Here is a 16767-nt window from a genome sequence, read left to right on the forward strand (position 1 = left end):
CACAAGATGAAGCCCAGAATATTTCTCCCTTAAGGCTGTCGCCTACATCTACATCTATTCGTCTCATATGCTTTTTCTACCCAACCAGAGTATCTACCTGACTTGGTTGCCAAACTACTATGTTTGGGCTGTTCTGTTGAACTTACTATAGTCAACGGAAGTCTTCCATTTGGTCCATATATCTTGGTTGCCTTTTCCGTTACTATTAACCCTCTATCTTTTGTATGGAACTTAAAGGGCTCATAGGTGACCCTTGATCCAGATGGAGATTGAGTAATGTAGGTTGCAGGTACAGAGACACCAGCTGGTACCGAGATCTGAGCTGCGTCAGAATCTCTCGCCTTCAAGATGATTTTTCCATTTGGTGTATAAATCGTTGTTACACCATCAGCAGAATGGTAAACGATAGAGCCAGGAGGGATATGATACACATCCTCTCTTTCCTCTGGCCTAACCGGAGAATTAATTACAACATATTCTTTACTCGGATCCTGAGCTATCGCTAATCCAACACCGCACACCACTAACGCCACTATGCCTATCGCCAATATTTTCTTCGTTTTCATCTTTTTATTTCACCTCCTAATTTTTTAGGTATTTATATAGCGCCCCTCCTCGGCGCTCTAATAGTATCGTTCAAACCCCTGATAAAACTATCTTTTCGTGCGGATTTTTCGAACGAAAAGCAAAGGTTTATATAAAATTCATTCTTTTTGCTAATATCCGTTAGCTGGCGGAGGTGATAGAAGAGGCTTTTCCCATTGATACCCAATACTTATAACCCTTCCTTTCTCAATGTCAACGAAAACCATTAAAGTGACATTTTCCATTTTTATCTGAACCACAGGGACTTCACCTGAAAATGTTTCGTTCGGCCCCACTATTTCGATAGAAGTATAGCCCTCATCTACTACTTCATACTCCTTATCACCGATTTCTTTTTTCACCCTTTCATCGTTCAATGCGATTTTTATCGCCTCTGCTTTATCTTTTTCACTTAATTCATGCCGATTAAAATTCGATAAGACAAGCACAGCTATAAGTGCAATTATAAAAATAAAAAATAAAAAAATTGAAAAACTTTTGTCTACTTTCATTTTTATCACACCTCTTACCTATTCACTCTACCCATGTCTCATATTTCCATGCATCTGCTCCATCCATTTCATGATACTCCTTTACATGGCATGGGTCTGGTGCATGCCACCATTCAGTCGGTACATCCTCGTTCCAACTTGTGCCAGTGCCATCCGATTTGATTAAACCTGAATATTTATGGACTGCTCTAGTAGCATCAGCGGTCCAAGTACCGGTGTCAGACCATATCTCGTTTGCCTGATTGACATCATTTTCTAAATTTGGCACATGTCCACTTCTTTCCCAGTGACCCCCAATGAAAATATCATATCTATATCCGCTAGCACCGTGTTCGTCTGTGATGTAGATATAATATTCTGTGTACGTTGTAGGACCTGCGGTACCGTGCCAGTCCCATGTCCCCTCGTCATTATCATATGAGAAAATTCTCCAATTTGTATTCCACGAGGTTTTTATAACGCCAGCTTCTGTCCAATAGCCACCGCTGCCTATGTGAGTCGTAACTACATGCTGTACAGTTTCTCCATCTCCTACTGCACAACTCCCGGGTTTCATATAGTTACTAAAACCTCTATACACGTCATTTTTTACTTCCATTACTTGATTTGCCTGATGGAGAGATTTACTATAGGTTTCACTATCAGTGGGATTGTAAAGCGGAGCTAAATGTTTTAATTCCTCCTCTGTTGGACCTATGCCTATCCATGTAGCTCCTGTCTCTGGATCCCAGCCCATCCCGTGCTTTTCTAAAATTTCTGTGATTTCACTGTCGTTATAGCTCCTTTCTTTTAATTTCCCTACTATTTTCGTCACTGGGTCTGTGAAGTTAGCAAGTTTTGTGTAGTTTATTTTTCCAGTTACGGGCTCTCTGAAGTTTTTAATGTTCGACTACTCTATTATTTCTTTTAGTTCGGCTTCAGATACCCCTGCCTCAGGTATTCCCCCTTCTGTTTTTACCTCGAACATTCCTGTCTCTGGATTCTGTACCATTCCATGTTCGTCCAGAATTTTTGCGAGTTCATTGTTGTTATATCCTTTTGTTTGTATTTTTTTCGTTTTTTACAGGATTTTCTTGAGCCGTCACTAATCCAACACCGCACACCAACGTTATCAATATACCTATTGCCAATATCTTTTTCGTTTTCATTTTTCCATATCACCTCCTAAATTTTTTAACCCTTTCCTTTCCCTTCATCTTTTTATTTTCCCTCCTTTTTACGCCTCTCCTCGGTGCCTTCCTTCTTTGCTCTTTCGCCACCTAAATTTTTTCAATCCTGCACTCACCTACATAACTTTCTATAGGCGTGTTGGGCATTCTTATGAGGAAGTTGTAAACTGCCACGTAGTTGTTGAAGTTGGCTTACTGTCTGGTGGAGCTTTTTCCACTCCATAAGTGATTTTGACCGTATAGTTTGTTTCGGGTAACAAAGGTTTAGCGAGGTAAAAGGTGACCTTCCCACCGTCTATGAACACATGTTCTCCACGAGATGTAGTAAGTATCTCCCTACTGATGTTGCTTATTTCCACTTCTGGTTCCATTTCCAACTCCACAATTTCCGGTAATATGGAGAAGTTTATAGAAATGGAAGTCGTAACTGGCACATCCTTTGCCCCAGGTTCAGGTATGCGGTCCATGACTTGATAAGGCAAAGGCGCAAGAGGCTGCTTAGGAGACTGTGTGGTGGACGTTGTTTTTGGGAGGGGAGTTATAGTCGGTGTAAGAGCAGGTACTGATGTTTCCTTTTCACTAATACTTCCTGCAAACATCGTAACCAACGCAATTACTGCTACTACTATTATGCCTATTGCAAAAAATATCTTCTTCATCTTCTCATATTCACCTCCCAATTTTTAACTTGTCTTTTCCCTTTCCTTTATTTTTTTACCTTACTTTCCTTTTTAGCGCCTCTCCTCGGCGTTCGTATAGATTTTTGTTTTTACCCCTCTAAAAAGAAAAGAGGAAATTTTTTGTATTTTTAGTTTTAGACTGATAGTTAGCGATAAAGCGGGGTTACAAATCAGTGCCTCCTTCTGCCCAATCATAATAATAAGTGCTGCCTGTATGGTGCACTATCTTTGTATATGTGCTGTCCCCATTATATCCTTGCGATTTGACTGCATTTTTGAAATTTCCTATTGTACCATCATGATAACGGACAGATTTGTGCCAAGGATCAGCTTCAAGTTTTTTGGGTAGTCCCTGTCCACTACTAGCATAATAAAACTCTGCCGAAGTGACAACCCCGGCAATATTCATCGCACCCGATCCTACAGTCGCTTCTCGTGAGAGGACTACATTACCAGAGCCATCTTTTAACACCGCTTTTACTTTGCCATTTCCCTTATCTTCTATACTCCAATGGAGTAAGTCATTCCGTTGGTCAGTATACTCCGTACCATGGCCATCCAGCATTATGCCATAGCAATGATAAGGAACACCACTATAGTTATATATTGCTGCTATAAATTCAGCATATTTGTAAGTTCCTCCATAGTTTAAATTGATCTGCGCTTCTCCATAAAACGTGACGTCCTGATCGTTACCATCCCAATTCTCAACGCTAATGTCAATATCCCCAGATACGGCAGCAATATTATCCTTTAGGCTATACCAATAATCAGTTCGGTCAGAAGCATAGCCTCTTGCACGTAACTCTTCTGGCGAGAGTGGCTGTGGTGGTTGAGCACTTATTACAGGTAGTACACTAATCATGCTCATTAACATCAACAAGCATACAAGCAATACAGCAAAGCGCTTATCTCTGCGTATTTTCAACATTTTTCCATATCACCTCCTAAATTTTTTAACCCTTTCCTTTCCCTTCATCTTTTTATTTTACCTCCTTTTTACGCCTCTCCTCGGCGCTAAAGTATAGTTGAGGGATTATATAAGATTTCCCATAGCTACGAATCAATTCGTAGTTATCTGATTCAATTTAAGTTCAATTCAATCCTTTCTGTCCTTTTTCCTTCCAAGATATTCTATGAGGAATACAACCAGTATCACGAACAGACAACCAAATAGAAACCATAAACCGGGATGAGCGAAAATATCAAATCCCAGATCAAGACCAATTCCTTTTGGTGCTGGTATTGGCGATGGCACTATTTCAGGCATTGGCGTGGGTGCGGGTAATGGTCCAAGTGGTCTCCCCACTTCCTCGGGTATTACTGACCTTGTGACTTCTCCTATTGGACTCTTCATCCTCATCGTTAAAAATTCTATTATGCCTGAACCTGCCACCGCAAAGAATATCGCCGTCAAATATTTCCTCAACGAAGCGATAACTTCTTTCCTATCCGTCTTTTCGGGAACGATGACAACAAATTTACGCTGCGGTGCGTATATCTTCACGTGTTTCATCTTCTCGCTGTATTTCGTTCGCTCTACCTTCACCAGTCCCGCATCGTTAAGCCGCTCAAGATTGTATTGAACGGTGCTCAAAGGAATGCCGAGTTTCTCTGCAATCTCGGATGCTGAAAGAGGTTCGGAAGCAATAGCCTCTAAAATATTCCTTGCAGTGTCGTTAGAAATAATCTGTGATATTTTCTTTGAGTTTTTATCGTTTAACAGGAGGATTAATAGTTTTTCATCTTCGGTATTGGCATTTTCTTCTATTCCGTTATTATTGTTCTCGTTCGAGACCATCATTCTCATTTTTGTTTTGTCCCTTTTTAAAATAATCTATAACTACGAACCAATTCGTAGCTATCAAAAGCCTTATAAAGGAATTTAATCAGTTATATTCTACCTTGATGAATCTGACATTCAGGTGGTGAAAGAGGAACTGACGAATATGAGCGAAGAAGAAAGCATGAGGTTTGAGCCAATTTTCAAATTCGGGGATGAAAAAGCAAAACCGCTTTGAAGACAGAGCTGGCGTGGCCGATTCGGGCTAATTTGATAAGAGGAGCAGGAGATGATTATGATGAAAAAGAAAATAGCGGTAGGTATGTTTTTGGTTTTGGCTATAGCTATAGTTATAGCCCTGGCTCTCGGTTTTGCACAACTCTATCCAGGAACTATAAAAGAACCCGAAGTGGGATGTGATAAGGGCAAGAGCCGGGAAATAGCCAAAGATTACTTGCTAAACAGCCCTACCTTCAGGTTTGATGGCATAGAAGATAGCCTGAAGTTGGTGGGGACAAATACGCTCAAATGCCCCTGTTGCTGGGAATTCGTGTTTGAATTCCAGTGCAGGCATTCGGGATACGGCAACAGGACGGGCCAGATCCTGGCTCAGGTCATAACGCCCCACACTGCAAGAATCATCATCGAGCAAGGGAGAGTGACTTCCGCGGTGATGGACGAGAAGTGGGATATGCTGGAGCAGAAGATGGTTGATTCTAAGAATCCTATTATTTCGGTGAATTCAACGGTATTTGAAGGAGAGAGATGGATGAGTATATTTAACGATGGAAAAGTTATATGTTATAGTGACCATTATTATCCTAATCATAAAGAAATAGTAATCAAAGAAGGACACATTTCAAGAGAAGAAATTGACGCTCTTTTAGAACTTTTCTCAAATCTTAGCGAATATAGTGAATATACAGTAAATGCGAGTAAACAACTTATCAGGGACCCTATGGACTGTATATTTGACCCCGTTGGCGGTGGCGCAAAAATTTCATGCACACCATTGAATAAAACGCTGAGATTGAGACTACGACCTCCTTCATTTCCAGAGCCAGAAACAGCCACAATAACGGCAAAAGAAATCATGGGAAAAATTGATGAGGTATACAGAGAGGCAGAAGTTACCGATAGGAAAAAAGAGATTAACCCATAATAGGAAAAGAGGAAGCTGAAAAAATGATAATATTTAACTTATTTCTGCTTGTCTCATTAGGAAAATGCCCTGATACGATCCACTATAACGGGTATCTCACAATTTATAGACATAGCCTCGGTGTATAACCAATAATAGGAGGTAAATAATAAATGAAAATGAGCGAAAAAGCATTGCTGTATTGATAGCATTGGCATTCATAGGGATAGGAATAGCATTTGCATATATTGGAATGATGAACAGCGTAAAGATACCTTCAAAAGTAGAGGGGATTACAGAACAGAGTGAAACGAACGAGCAGCCAGAGTTGAGGTAGTTCCATCCAAGCCGGAGGGGCAGTGAACGAGACCGAGCTAAGAATAGCGATTGGAGGTAGGGAGGGCAAGCTGATAAGGGCGCCGGAAGTGCGGGAATTGACCGAAGAAGAGCGCGAGAGAGCACGAGAAATTGCTCTCGCGGACCCGGAAGTGCAGAACATCATAAACAGGAAGAGTTACGAGATGAAAATAAGACCAACGGGCGTAATTATTAACAACCGAAGCAGGAGAGGTAGAAACGAAATTTGATGGTGCATCAGTAATGTTCGAGCTGGAAGATGGAATGATATACTTCGTGCATGTAGACCTTGAGAAAGAAAAGGTTATAAGGATAAGTCCGCCGCTCTATCGCCACCGATGAATAAATAGGAAGCTCAAGAACTATAATTATAGTTATAGTTATATGTGGCAAAGTTATCAAATACAAACATCATTAGATTAAGCTGAGCAGGAAGGCAGTATGCGTGGCAAAGTAAAACCGATGAAAATAGAGTGAAAGACCGCACTCTCGATGGCACTATTCGTCGTAGCGTGTTCATGCTCGCATCGAAGTTCATGCTTCCCACCACCGTTCGGGTGATTATCGAAGGGCAATCCACTTACGTACAGGTGGTTCCAAGCGTATATACGACTCTAAATTGTGTAATTTAACCCCCTCCTCCACCCACCAATAAACAAGCTCTCTCGCACTTATCCCCATGCCTTCAGCCAACTGTATGAGGTAGAAAGCTAAATGGAAGGTACAAAACACTCTCTTTTCAACACTTCTACCTGTATATTGATGCAAACGCTTCAATCCAAGCGTATTCTTCACAATATCGAATAATACCTCGATTCTGCTCCGTTTTTCTTTGAACGTTTCCCACTTCTCGATTAGCCTAAGGAATTCTTGCCTGATCTTATTCCAAATGTCAAGCAAATAACCCTTTCCAGCCCATATATCGAGCGGTGGAACGAGATTTGCATCAATCTCCCTCATTTTTCAAGGAGTGGAATAAGTATAATTGCATCATTCGGGCATCCATCGTAGAGTTCATAACCTGATAGCTCGTAATTCTCGGCGTCTATCGCAACGATCAGCTTAAAACCAACATTTTCCATAAATAACATAACTCAAATTCAAAATTGGGTGGTTTCTATAAGTGGGATTGTAGGTGCTTTGGGGAGGGGGTTAAATTTAAGATAGAAGAAGAAAGATTGGACGAGTGAAGGCACCACGTTCACACTTTTATCATAGTCCCAATACCCTTATCGGTGAGCAATTCAAGCAGTATAGTATGGGGTACTTTACCATCAATTATGTGCGCAGTGACGTCATGATAAGCGGCTTTCAAGCATGCTTCCACCTTCGGTATCATCCCACCACCTATGACCCCCTCTGCAACAAGCTCGTTTACCAGCTCCGGTGTCGCCTGCGATATCAAAGTGGAGGGGTCTGCGGGATTACGTAGCAAACCCACGACGTCAGTGAGTAATATCAGCTTTTCTGCTTTTATCACGCACGCTATCTCAGCAGCGACCGAATCGGCATTTACATTCAGGCTGTTTCCCTCCCTGTCCACTGCTATTGGAGATATTACAGGGATATAACCCTGCTCTGCTGTGATATTAATTATCTCGGCATTGATCTCCTCTATCTCACCAACCCACCCGAGGTCTATCTCCTCACCTTCCATACGCTGCTTCGCTTTCTTCCTCGCCACTATCAATTTCCCATCATTGCCCGAGAGCCCGATACCCTTGCCACCGTGCTTCCCAATCAGCGATACTATGCGTTCATTAACACTGCCCACAAGCACCATTCGCGCTATCTCCAGTGTTTCATCATCGGTAATGCGAAGCCCACGGATGAATTTCGGCTTCTTACCCAGTTTCTCCATCAGTTTCGTTATCTCTGGACCGCCGCCATGCACAACCACGGGTTTTATCCCGATGAACCTGAGCAGAACGGTATCACGCATGATGTTATCCATTATGAGTTCATCCACCAGTGCATGTCCACCGACCTTTATCACGATTTTAGCGCCATAAAACTTACGAATATAGGGCAAAGCCTCTATCAGAACCTCTTCTCGCTTCATTCTACCAAAGATATATGAATAATACAATCAATTATAAAATTATTGATAGAGATGAGAGAACTAAAGGAGCTATTGGCAAGATTAGCGGAGGCAGGTGGGATTTCAGGCTATGAAGGTGCGATAAGAGAGATAGTGGAAGAAGAACTGAGGGAGTACGTGGATGAGATAAGGACTGATCGGTTAGGGAATCTGATAGCGAGGAAAGGCGGTAAGAGCCCTTCTGTCATGATAGCTGCGCATCTTGACGAGATAGGGTTGATGGTAAAGCAGATAGAACCAGAGGGTTTCTTACGATTCTCAACCATCGGTGGCTGGTTTGACCAGACATTGCTCAATCAGCGTGTGGTACTGCAACCACAACTAGAGGGTGAAGGTGGCGACATTGTATATGGCGTTATAGGCTCGAAACCACCACACAGAATGAAAAAAGAGGAACGAGAGAAGGTGATCAAAGCTGAGGATATGTTTATAGATATTGGTGCGAAGAGCGAAGAAGAAGTATCAAAGCTGGGCATCACCATCGGTACGCCTGTCATAATAGATGGGTATTTCACATCACTCATAAATGACAGAGTTACGTGCAAAGCCTTTGATAATCGTTCTGGCGTTGCGGTTATGATAGAAGCGCTACGAAGAGTGAACACCGAGTTCGAGTTATATGCAGTGGGCACGGTGCAGGAAGAGGTGGGGCTGAAGGGCGCACGAACGTCTGCATTTGAACTCAATCCCGATGTTGCTATCGCTATTGATACCGATATAGCAGGCGGGCATCCGGGGATAGAGAAGAAAGAAACAACTGTGGAACTGGATAAAGGACCGGTAATCACCGTCTCTGATGCGTCAGGACGCGGTATAATAACACCGCCCGCTGTACTGAAATGGTTAAAGGATACTGCTTCACGATATAATATCCAGTATCAACTGAGTGTGTCCGAAGGTGGGACGACTGATGCCACTGCTATCCATCTCACGAGGGGTGGTATCCCTACCGGTGTGATTGGTGTGCCCACGAGGTATATCCATTCACCCGTGGAACTGTTGAGCCTGAATGACCTGGATAAATGTGCAGAACTCATAGCGAGGGCATTGGAGCACGTGGGTGAATTCTTTTAAAGTCCGGAAATGGAAACGGAATCGGAAACGGAAACGAGAATAAGAGTAAATCTCGGTGGTATAATCCACTTCTCCACGATAGACTGGCGCGGTAAAGCAGCAATAGTGATATTCCTCAGAAGGTGCCCGTTTCGCTGTATCTACTGCCAGAATTACAACCTCATAGAGACTGACAATTATGTGGATATGAAAGAGATAGAAGAAGCGATAAGAGATAGCGAGGATTTCATTGATGCTGTGGTACTATCAGGTGGCGAGCCATTCATGCAACCCGATGCAATAGCTGCGATCTCCAAATACGCACGGCAGAGGTCGCTTTATCTCGGAGTACAGACGAACGGTTACTATCCCGACGCAGTAGAAGCTTTGCTTGATGCCGATGCTTTTGATAAAATCTTCCTCGATATCAAAGCGCCATTGGGTACTATCAGTACCTGTACCAATGCCAATACCAATACTAATACACGCTATGAAGAACTGACAAAAGTGCATGGCGTTTCAGAACGAGTGCGGAAGACATTGGAGATACTCCTCGCGAAAGATGTTGATGCTGAATTAATAACAACGGTATTCAAGAATATCGTAGGTGCTGCAGAAGTGAAACAGATAGTAGAAGAGCTTCATGACATGGGTGCGACATGTTACCCTTATGTAATACAGCAGGGTAGAATCGAGCGTATACCCCCTGATGCAGGCTTGAGCGAGAGGAACATCTTTAGCTATGAAGAACTGGAGGAACTCGCTTCTCTTGCTTATCACACTGCACCGCTAAAGGAGGTTAGAATCCGAACACGAGAGAGGGGGGAAGAAGTGATGTATAAATATAAATAGGAGGAGGGAAAAATCAGAAGTGGTAGCGAAAGGGGGGGAGAAGGAATAGGGGGATAAGAGGATACGTAGGACGTGATTAAAGATGGTAAGCGTTTTTATAGAGGGTGTACCGATGAACTTACGGATTGCGAAAGCGGTCTGTGAGGATAATCGCGATAGAAATGCCAGTTATATCAGGTTTGGACCGCAGATAAGGATAAAAGCGAGTGAGAAGCTCGTTTTAAACCGAGCGAGCTTAGAGCGTGCAATTGAGCGAGCTTTGACAGACGATGAATGGGCGAGTGTCGCCTGGAACCACACCGGGCGAATAACGAAATTGGAACGAGGTGAAATAATATTTGAGGATTCCGAAGAATCAGAGATGCTGGATGCGTACTGGGACATGCGGTTGAGTGCGCTGAAGGGGGGATTTTTAAATAATAATGATAAATGAAGAAGCATGGCAAAGATAGAAATCGTTTGCTGGAAGGATAGAATAGGTGGAGAGATCAAGAGAGAAGTAGTAGAAGCATTCAGCTATGGGTTTACTGTGGGACCGCATGGTGAATGGGAGATGGTGATTGCGAATGAGGACAAAGAAGTGAAGAAGGACGCACTCGTGAATATAAAGATAGAGCAGATAGAAGTGCCTCCAAGGTCAATAGTGGTGCCATGCCCACTAATGCGTCATGCGCTTGGCATAGTTACTTCATTCGCAGCAGTGGGTAAGCCGAAACGAGTTGAAGGCAGGAGACTCCTTGACGAGGCTATCTTTCACCCAATATTTGATGGTACAATAAATAAAGGGCAATTACTCGGTGTTGTAAATATATTCTACGCAGCTATTGAAAGAAGGCTTGTACGGGGTGCAGCGGAGAGGTGGCTGCAGGAAAGATACAGGTATTAGCTTTTGTCGGCGCTCCTGCGGCAGGCAAAACCGAAGCGGCATCTGTGGCGAGGGAGCTGGGCATTCCGGTAGTGGTGATGGGGGATGTAATAAGAGAGGAACTGAAGAGGCGTGGTATCGAATTGAGTGATGCAAATGCAGGTAGAATCGCAACCGAGCTACGGCGCAGGCATGGTATGGACGCGATTGCAAAGAGGTGTATACCGTATATAGAGCGTGCGAGTGAAAAAGCAGGCAGTGAGGTGGTTGTTGTTGATGGTATAAGGGGAATAGCGGAGGTGGAGGCATTTAAAGTGCGATTTGGTGCTGATTTCCTGCTTGTTAACATCCATGCACCTCTTTTTCTCAGGTATAGCCGGCTAAAAAAACGTGGTAGAGGTGATGACTCTTTAAGTCTCGAGGAGTTCAGAAGACGAGAGGAGCGTGAGATAGGATGGGGTATGGGGGAGGCGATGAAGAAAGCATCAGTGGTTATAAAGAACGAAGGTTCACTGGCGGATTTTAAGGCACAGATAAGGGAGCTACTGCTACGTTCTCTGAGTAAGCACAAACATAAGCAAGCATAAACATCATGATAGCGCAAAGTGTTGAGCCGATGGGTGCTTTTTATTTATAAAATATTAAAAAATAATAGCGAGTGATAAGAGATGGGAAAGAAGACTTTAACATTTATAGTGATGTTTGTTCTGCTCGTTGCTTCTATCGTATCAAATGCATACCTCGTGGTTAAGCTTAACCAGCAGCAGGTGAACCCTACAGAGCTTAGAGAGCATGTGAACCGCCTTGAAGCGGCGAATGCATGGTTGGTTAAGGAGCTTTACCAGACAAATCTCTCGTTGCAGCAGGCGAGGGAGCAGTTACAGGTGTACAGAAGTGAGCTTGCTGCATTGAAGGCGCAAATAAACAGAACTACTGCAATAGGAGAAGAAGGTAGTGCCCAGCTCGAAGCTCCCGCAGTGATGCGCCGTATCCAATACCACGGTAACTACCCCTTTTACAGTCGTGAGATTGTAGAGAATGGGACAATGATCAAGGTCTCTGTTGATATAAAGCCCGGGCATGGGCGTGTACTTGTTGTAACAAAGCCACTAATGGGCGTTGTATTCCAGGATGCGGCAAATACCGCGGTTATTGCCGCTGAGAATTACACAGGTATTGATCTCTCGGGAAGCGATGTGATCTTCAGTGTTGAAGCGTCATCAAAAGTTCCGGAAGTGGATGGACCCAGTGCTGGTGCACTTATGACAACGCTCATTATTGCTGCGCTGAAGGATATCTCACTCCCCTCCGATATCACTATGACCGGAACAATCAGCTCGAATGGGCATGTTGGTAAGATAGGGGGCGTTATAGAGAAGGCGAAGGCGGCAAAAGAAGCAGGCAAACGAATTTTTATCCTGCCACGCGAGAACAGTCATCTCATAAGATATGAGGAAGTGAGAGAGCAGGTAGGACTCATAACTATAATCCGAGAGAACCCGGTAGTTGAAGATGCAAAGGAGTACATCGAGAAGAATATAGGTATCCATGTGGAATATGCAGATTCAATAGATGATATCATGAAGATCATCAATGCATAGTTTAGCTTAAGGAAGTCTTACGGAAATGCAGAATGACGACCTGAATATCAATATTCTAAAGCTGATAAAACTACCCGATTTAATATCCATTTGTAATGCGTTATTAGGCTTCTTAGCCATCCTGCTTGTACTCTCTGGTGGTAGTGAGGCATTAAAGGATGCACTTGTGGTTATTCTATCAGCAGCGGTTATTGATGGTCTGGATGGACTGGTAGCGAGGAGGATAGAAAGCTCGCACATGGGCAGATACCTCGATTCGCTCGCTGATATGGTCTCCTTTGGCACTGCACCTGCCATCCTCGCCTTCGTGTTGATAAACGACCGTCTCATGACTGTGGTATGCAGTGCGTATCTGATATGTGGAGAGTTAAGACTCGCGAGATTCGATGCAAGAGCAGCAGAAGCTACCACAGGAGATATGGACGTGGACTTTGAGGGTTTACCAATCACAGGCAGTGCGGTAGTTCTGGCTTCTTTTATGCTGCTTGCGCTCGAACTGCACCTGCACCTTGTAAGCTCATTATTCCTGAACTTTTTAATGGCTGCTCTATGCATCCTTATGACGAGCAGGATACGATATAGAAACCTTAGAGATATGAGAATAGTGATTCCACTGGGCTGCATCTTCTTCGCTCTGATACTATTCTACGCGTTACATTCCCCGCTGTTCATTTATCCCACTGCTATCATTACCGCTTTAGCCGCTTTCTATATCTGCAGTCCAGCAGCTACCTACCTTAAGGAGATGAGAAGCTCACTCACTGAAATACCTTCGGAGCATGAGAAATAGAATAGAGGCGATGAGACTGACCGAACTGCCAAATAGGAATGTCCAGCTATGCGTAGGCGTTAGAGTCCATAGAAATCCCGCTATTAAACTTGCCGGCAGAGCAATCACACCTATCTGGGTATGAAAAGTGCCCAGAGCAGTTGCCCTTATATCTTCTGTGCACAGGTCAGAGACAAAAGCCCGCTGGTTACCATCTACTATTGCATACACCATGCCATAAAGCGGAAATAGAACTAAAAATGCGGCGAGTGAATCGGAGAAAGCGAATCCAAGACAGGTCACAGAGAACAGTAAGTAGCCAGAAATAAGCACTTTCCTCTTCCCTATTCGGTCTGAGAGTGTGCCAAAAGGGATGGCAAGCACTGCGTAGAAGATATTAAAAAAGACATATAAGAGTATAGCAAGAGCTCTTGCTTCCTTCACCGGCATTACGGACGAAAACGCTGTTTCTGCCTTTAATATGAAGAACATATAGGTGAAATTGGCTAATGCGAAAACGGTAGCCACCATAATGAACAACTTAAGAGGTTTTGGCAGTTTTCTCAGGCTTATCTGTAATTTTATATCCTGCGGTTCTCTTTTTCCTTCTTTTACAAAATAGAGTGGCATTAAGGAAAGAAAAGCGACTATTGCAGCTATAAATATGATATGATTGAAACTGAACGCTAAAAACCAATATAATATAAGCGCAGCTATGCCGCCAGTGATTGCACCAGAAGTATCAAGTGCGCGGTGGATACCAAATCCCTTACCTCTCGCTTCGGGCATAGAATCCGCGATGATTGCATCTCTTGGCGCTGTTCTCAAGCCCTTACCCACGCGTTCAAAACTGGCGAAGACCAATATGTGCTGCCAGATTGTGGAGAATGCCAGAAGCAATTTAAAGCATGCGGACGTGAAATAGCCAGAGGATACAAATAGTTTACGCCTTCCTATTCTATCAGACCAGTAACCAGAAAGAACCTTTAATATACTCGAGATGCTTTCCTGTAATCCTCCTATTAACCCTACAATACTAATAACCCCTAAAATCAAGCCAGTACCGCCTAAAGCTTTAATGAACAGGGGTAGAATCGGGATAATCATCTCGCTACTTAAGTCGTTCAGGAAACTGACAACACCCAGTAGAAGTATGTTCGTGCTTATCCCTTTCAGATAGTGGCTATAGCTACGCATGCTGTTTCATTAGCACAACACATCCAAAGGTTTATATATAGATAAGTAGCGTATATTTAATCAGTGATAGAGTAGATGAAGGAGCTTATATCTGTGGTCGTGGTGGTCTCAATATTATTGTTCTCGTTCTCCACAGTCTTTACAGCGGGTGGGAGTGAGATAGAAGAGCTTCAGCGATGGATCCATGACCATGGTTTTAAGTATACCGTTGCTGAGAACTGGATTATGAAGTTGCCACCTGTAAATAGAGCGGTTATATGCGGCTACAAACCTTCTCTGCCGCCTGTTACGCCTCTTCCGGCAGGTGTTGACTTTCACATCATAGAGTAATAGTAAATGAATGGAGATTGTAGTATTGAGGTTAGGGCACCGTCCTCAGCGAGATAAACGAGTTACTACACATATCGGGCTGGTTGCACGTGCATTGGGAGCAAGTGGTATGCTTCTCACAACGGAGGATAAAACGGTGGAGAGGAGCATAAGCGATGTTACGAAGCGCTGGGGTGGTGATTTCTTTGTACAGACCGGTGTGAAATGGCGCGAAGCGGTGACGAGATGGAAACGAGAAGGGGGAAAGGTATGTCATCTCACAATGTACGGTGAGAACATCCTTGACGTGATTGACGAGATAAGAGGGTGTGCAACGAACAATCGCATATTGGTCATTGTCGGTGCGGAGAAGGTACCACCTGATGTCTATGAAGTCGCAGACTGGAATATTGCAGTGGGTAATCAGCCGCATTCCGAGATTGCTGCGCTCGCTTTATTCCTCGATTATTTATACCAGGGTAAAGAATTAAGAGCCAAATTCAGGCATGCAGAGCTGGAGATAGTGCCGAAAAGAGCTGGTAAGGAAGTGAAAAGGGTCCAGATAGAGCATTATCCGAGCAGTTCATATATGAAAGATTAATGGAATTATGGGAATAAGTGGTGCCCCTTCTTCGGGGGCTTCTGATATCCACAAACGTTGGGCGATATTGTAGAAAGGTTTAAGGAGTGGCACTGGGGTGACACCTTTAAATGTAGATGAATATTAATTGAAATTAAGGGTAAAGGAGGCATAAAATGAGAAAAAGTCATGGAAAAAGTCAGATTCACGAGCTTGGGAAATAGAAGCACCCTACAGGAGCTACAATGGTGGTTTTACCCAAATAAATAGGAGGTTGGGAAGATGAGCATAAAAAGAATAGAAGTGAAAAACTTTAAAAGTTTTAAAGAGTTAAAGATTGATCTTGGAAAATTCAATGTGATAATCGGTGCAAATGCATCCGGGAAGTCCAATTTTGTCCATATCTTTGAATTTTTGAGAGATATAACAAGTTCAGGCTTAGATAACGCAATATCTATGCAGGGAGGTGTGGAATATCTCCGGAACCTGAATATAGGAGCCTCTGAGCCTTTGTCCATAAAAGTTGTTTCTGATCAAGAGTTCAGATGGGGACTAGAGACAAAAGTGGGTTTAATAGGCATAAAAACCTATGAAGTGATATACGAATTTGCGTTAAGATTTAAAGGAAATAAAAGAGGTTCTGGATTTAGAATAGTGAATGATGAATTAAGTCAAAAGTGTAAATTCTTCAAGTTAGAGAGAAAAGGGAAAAAAATTGAAGAGAAAGAAATACTTGGTGATGGAGAAATTCTTATCTCACGTAGCAATGGAAGGGTACAAGTTGTTCTTAACATACCACCGAATGTGCTACTGAAAAAAGAGGTCATATTTCCACCATTTTTGCAAGAAGAAACGCTACCAGAGCATAAACTTCTCCTTGAAACACCATACTTTCCTCCTCCATTAGAAGAGATTTTTAGTGAAATCTCAATATACGATTTTGACCCCAAATTAGCTAAAAAAGCCACTCCTATCACAGGAAAAGCCGAATTAGAGGAGAATGGAATCAATTTACCTATTATTCTTAAGAACATTACAGAGAACAGAGAGAGAAGAAGAAAGCTTTTGAACCTGATAAAAGACCTTTTACCATTTGTGGAGAATGTTGATGTGGAGAAATTTGCAGATAAATCTTTGCTTTTCAAATTGAAAGAATCGTATTTCAAAACTCAATATTTACCGGCATCTCTTATTTCTGATGGGACAATAAATA

Annotated in this window: 21 protein-coding genes; 12 read left to right on the forward strand and 9 right to left on the reverse strand. The window is 42.9% G+C overall.

Going from position 1 to position 16767, the window contains the following annotated elements; translation table 11 throughout:
- Positions 1-29 precede the first annotated feature (29 nt).
- The 6 genes from J7J01_08535 to J7J01_08560 all read right to left on the reverse strand — a co-directional run bounded on the left by J7J01_08535 (position 30) and on the right by J7J01_08560 (position 4756).
- Positions 30-566: a hypothetical protein gene (locus J7J01_08535; protein MCD6210911.1), complete on the reverse strand. Its 537-nt coding sequence runs from the start codon at positions 564-566 to the stop codon at positions 30-32.
- 150 nt (positions 567-716) lie between these two features.
- On the reverse strand, positions 717-1097 hold the full coding sequence (locus J7J01_08540) for a hypothetical protein (GenBank protein ID MCD6210912.1): 381 nt from the start codon (positions 1095-1097) through the stop codon (positions 717-719).
- A 22-nt stretch (positions 1098-1119) separates the two neighbouring features.
- Positions 1120-1833 (reverse strand): hypothetical protein, encoded by a 714-nt coding sequence (locus tag J7J01_08545; protein MCD6210913.1) that lies wholly within the window; start codon positions 1831-1833, stop codon positions 1120-1122.
- A gap of 582 nt (positions 1834-2415) precedes the next feature.
- Positions 2416-2925 carry an Ig-like domain-containing protein gene (locus J7J01_08550; GenBank protein ID MCD6210914.1) on the reverse strand — a complete coding sequence of 170 codons (510 nt, stop codon included), beginning with the start codon at positions 2923-2925 and terminating at the stop codon, positions 2416-2418.
- A gap of 184 nt (positions 2926-3109) precedes the next feature.
- The gene (locus J7J01_08555) at positions 3110-3877 is read right to left on the reverse strand and encodes a hypothetical protein (protein ID MCD6210915.1); all 768 of its coding nucleotides are present in this window, start codon (positions 3875-3877) and stop codon (positions 3110-3112) included.
- 168 nt (positions 3878-4045) lie between these two features.
- On the reverse strand, positions 4046-4756 hold the full coding sequence (locus J7J01_08560; GenBank protein MCD6210916.1) for a helix-turn-helix transcriptional regulator: 711 nt from the start codon (positions 4754-4756) through the stop codon (positions 4046-4048).
- 262 nt (positions 4757-5018) lie between these two features.
- Between J7J01_08560 and J7J01_08565 the strand changes: the two genes are divergently transcribed.
- Entirely contained in the window at positions 5019-5891 is an 873-nt protein-coding gene (locus tag J7J01_08565) for a hypothetical protein (GenBank protein ID MCD6210917.1), read from the forward strand.
- A gap of 338 nt (positions 5892-6229) precedes the next feature.
- Positions 6230-6457, forward strand: a complete 228-nt coding sequence (locus tag J7J01_08570) for a hypothetical protein (GenBank protein ID MCD6210918.1) — start codon at positions 6230-6232, stop codon at positions 6455-6457.
- A 331-nt stretch (positions 6458-6788) separates the two neighbouring features.
- Here the strand turns inward: J7J01_08570 and J7J01_08575 are convergent, their stop codons facing one another.
- Positions 6789-7187: a hypothetical protein gene (locus J7J01_08575; GenBank protein ID MCD6210919.1), complete on the reverse strand. Its 399-nt coding sequence runs from the start codon at positions 7185-7187 to the stop codon at positions 6789-6791.
- A 241-nt stretch (positions 7188-7428) separates the two neighbouring features.
- On the reverse strand, positions 7429-8289 hold the full coding sequence (gene argB, locus J7J01_08580; protein MCD6210920.1) for an acetylglutamate kinase: 861 nt from the start codon (positions 8287-8289) through the stop codon (positions 7429-7431).
- A gap of 51 nt (positions 8290-8340) precedes the next feature.
- Between argB and J7J01_08585 the strand changes: the two genes are divergently transcribed.
- From J7J01_08585 to pssA, 7 genes are all read left to right on the forward strand, one after another.
- Complete coding sequence (locus J7J01_08585; protein ID MCD6210921.1) at positions 8341-9402, forward strand: M42 family metallopeptidase; 1062 nt, start codon at positions 8341-8343, stop codon at positions 9400-9402.
- 9 nt (positions 9403-9411) lie between these two features.
- Entirely contained in the window at positions 9412-10233 is an 822-nt protein-coding gene (locus J7J01_08590) for an anaerobic ribonucleoside-triphosphate reductase activating protein (GenBank protein ID MCD6210922.1), read from the forward strand.
- A gap of 82 nt (positions 10234-10315) precedes the next feature.
- Positions 10316-10666, forward strand: a complete 351-nt coding sequence (locus tag J7J01_08595; protein ID MCD6210923.1) for a hypothetical protein — start codon at positions 10316-10318, stop codon at positions 10664-10666.
- A gap of 6 nt (positions 10667-10672) precedes the next feature.
- On the forward strand, positions 10673-11119 hold the full coding sequence (locus J7J01_08600; GenBank protein ID MCD6210924.1) for a DUF22 domain-containing protein: 447 nt from the start codon (positions 10673-10675) through the stop codon (positions 11117-11119).
- Positions 11092-11685 carry a flagellar hook-basal body complex protein FliE gene (gene fliE / locus J7J01_08605; GenBank protein ID MCD6210925.1) on the forward strand — a complete coding sequence of 198 codons (594 nt, stop codon included), beginning with the start codon at positions 11092-11094 and terminating at the stop codon, positions 11683-11685. The genes J7J01_08600 and fliE overlap by 28 nt, the downstream gene beginning before the upstream one ends.
- An 81-nt stretch (positions 11686-11766) precedes the next feature.
- Positions 11767-12699, forward strand: coding sequence for a hypothetical protein (locus J7J01_08610; GenBank protein ID MCD6210926.1), 933 nt, complete (start codon positions 11767-11769; stop codon positions 12697-12699).
- A 25-nt stretch (positions 12700-12724) separates the two neighbouring features.
- The gene (gene pssA, locus J7J01_08615) at positions 12725-13489 is read left to right on the forward strand and encodes a CDP-diacylglycerol--serine O-phosphatidyltransferase (protein MCD6210927.1); all 765 of its coding nucleotides are present in this window, start codon (positions 12725-12727) and stop codon (positions 13487-13489) included.
- Here the strand turns inward: pssA and J7J01_08620 are convergent.
- Positions 13454-14665, reverse strand: coding sequence for an MFS transporter (locus J7J01_08620; protein MCD6210928.1), 1212 nt, complete (start codon positions 14663-14665; stop codon positions 13454-13456). The two genes, pssA and J7J01_08620, sit on opposite strands and share 36 nt — an antisense overlap.
- A 75-nt stretch (positions 14666-14740) precedes the next feature.
- Here J7J01_08620 and J7J01_08625 point away from each other — a divergent pair, with 75 nt between their 5' ends.
- The 3 genes from J7J01_08625 to J7J01_08635 form a co-directional block, all read left to right on the forward strand.
- Complete coding sequence (locus J7J01_08625) at positions 14741-14995, forward strand: hypothetical protein (protein MCD6210929.1); 255 nt, start codon at positions 14741-14743, stop codon at positions 14993-14995.
- A 10-nt stretch (positions 14996-15005) separates the two neighbouring features.
- Positions 15006-15575, forward strand: coding sequence for a tRNA (cytidine(56)-2'-O)-methyltransferase (locus J7J01_08630; protein MCD6210930.1), 570 nt, complete (start codon positions 15006-15008; stop codon positions 15573-15575).
- A gap of 261 nt (positions 15576-15836) precedes the next feature.
- Positions 15837-16767: AAA family ATPase (locus J7J01_08635; protein ID MCD6210931.1), on the forward strand; the 931-nt coding region annotated here is incomplete at its 3' end.

Source organism: Methanophagales archaeon (genome assembly GCA_021159465.1).
GTDB lineage: Archaea > Halobacteriota > Syntropharchaeia > Alkanophagales > Methanospirareceae > G60ANME1.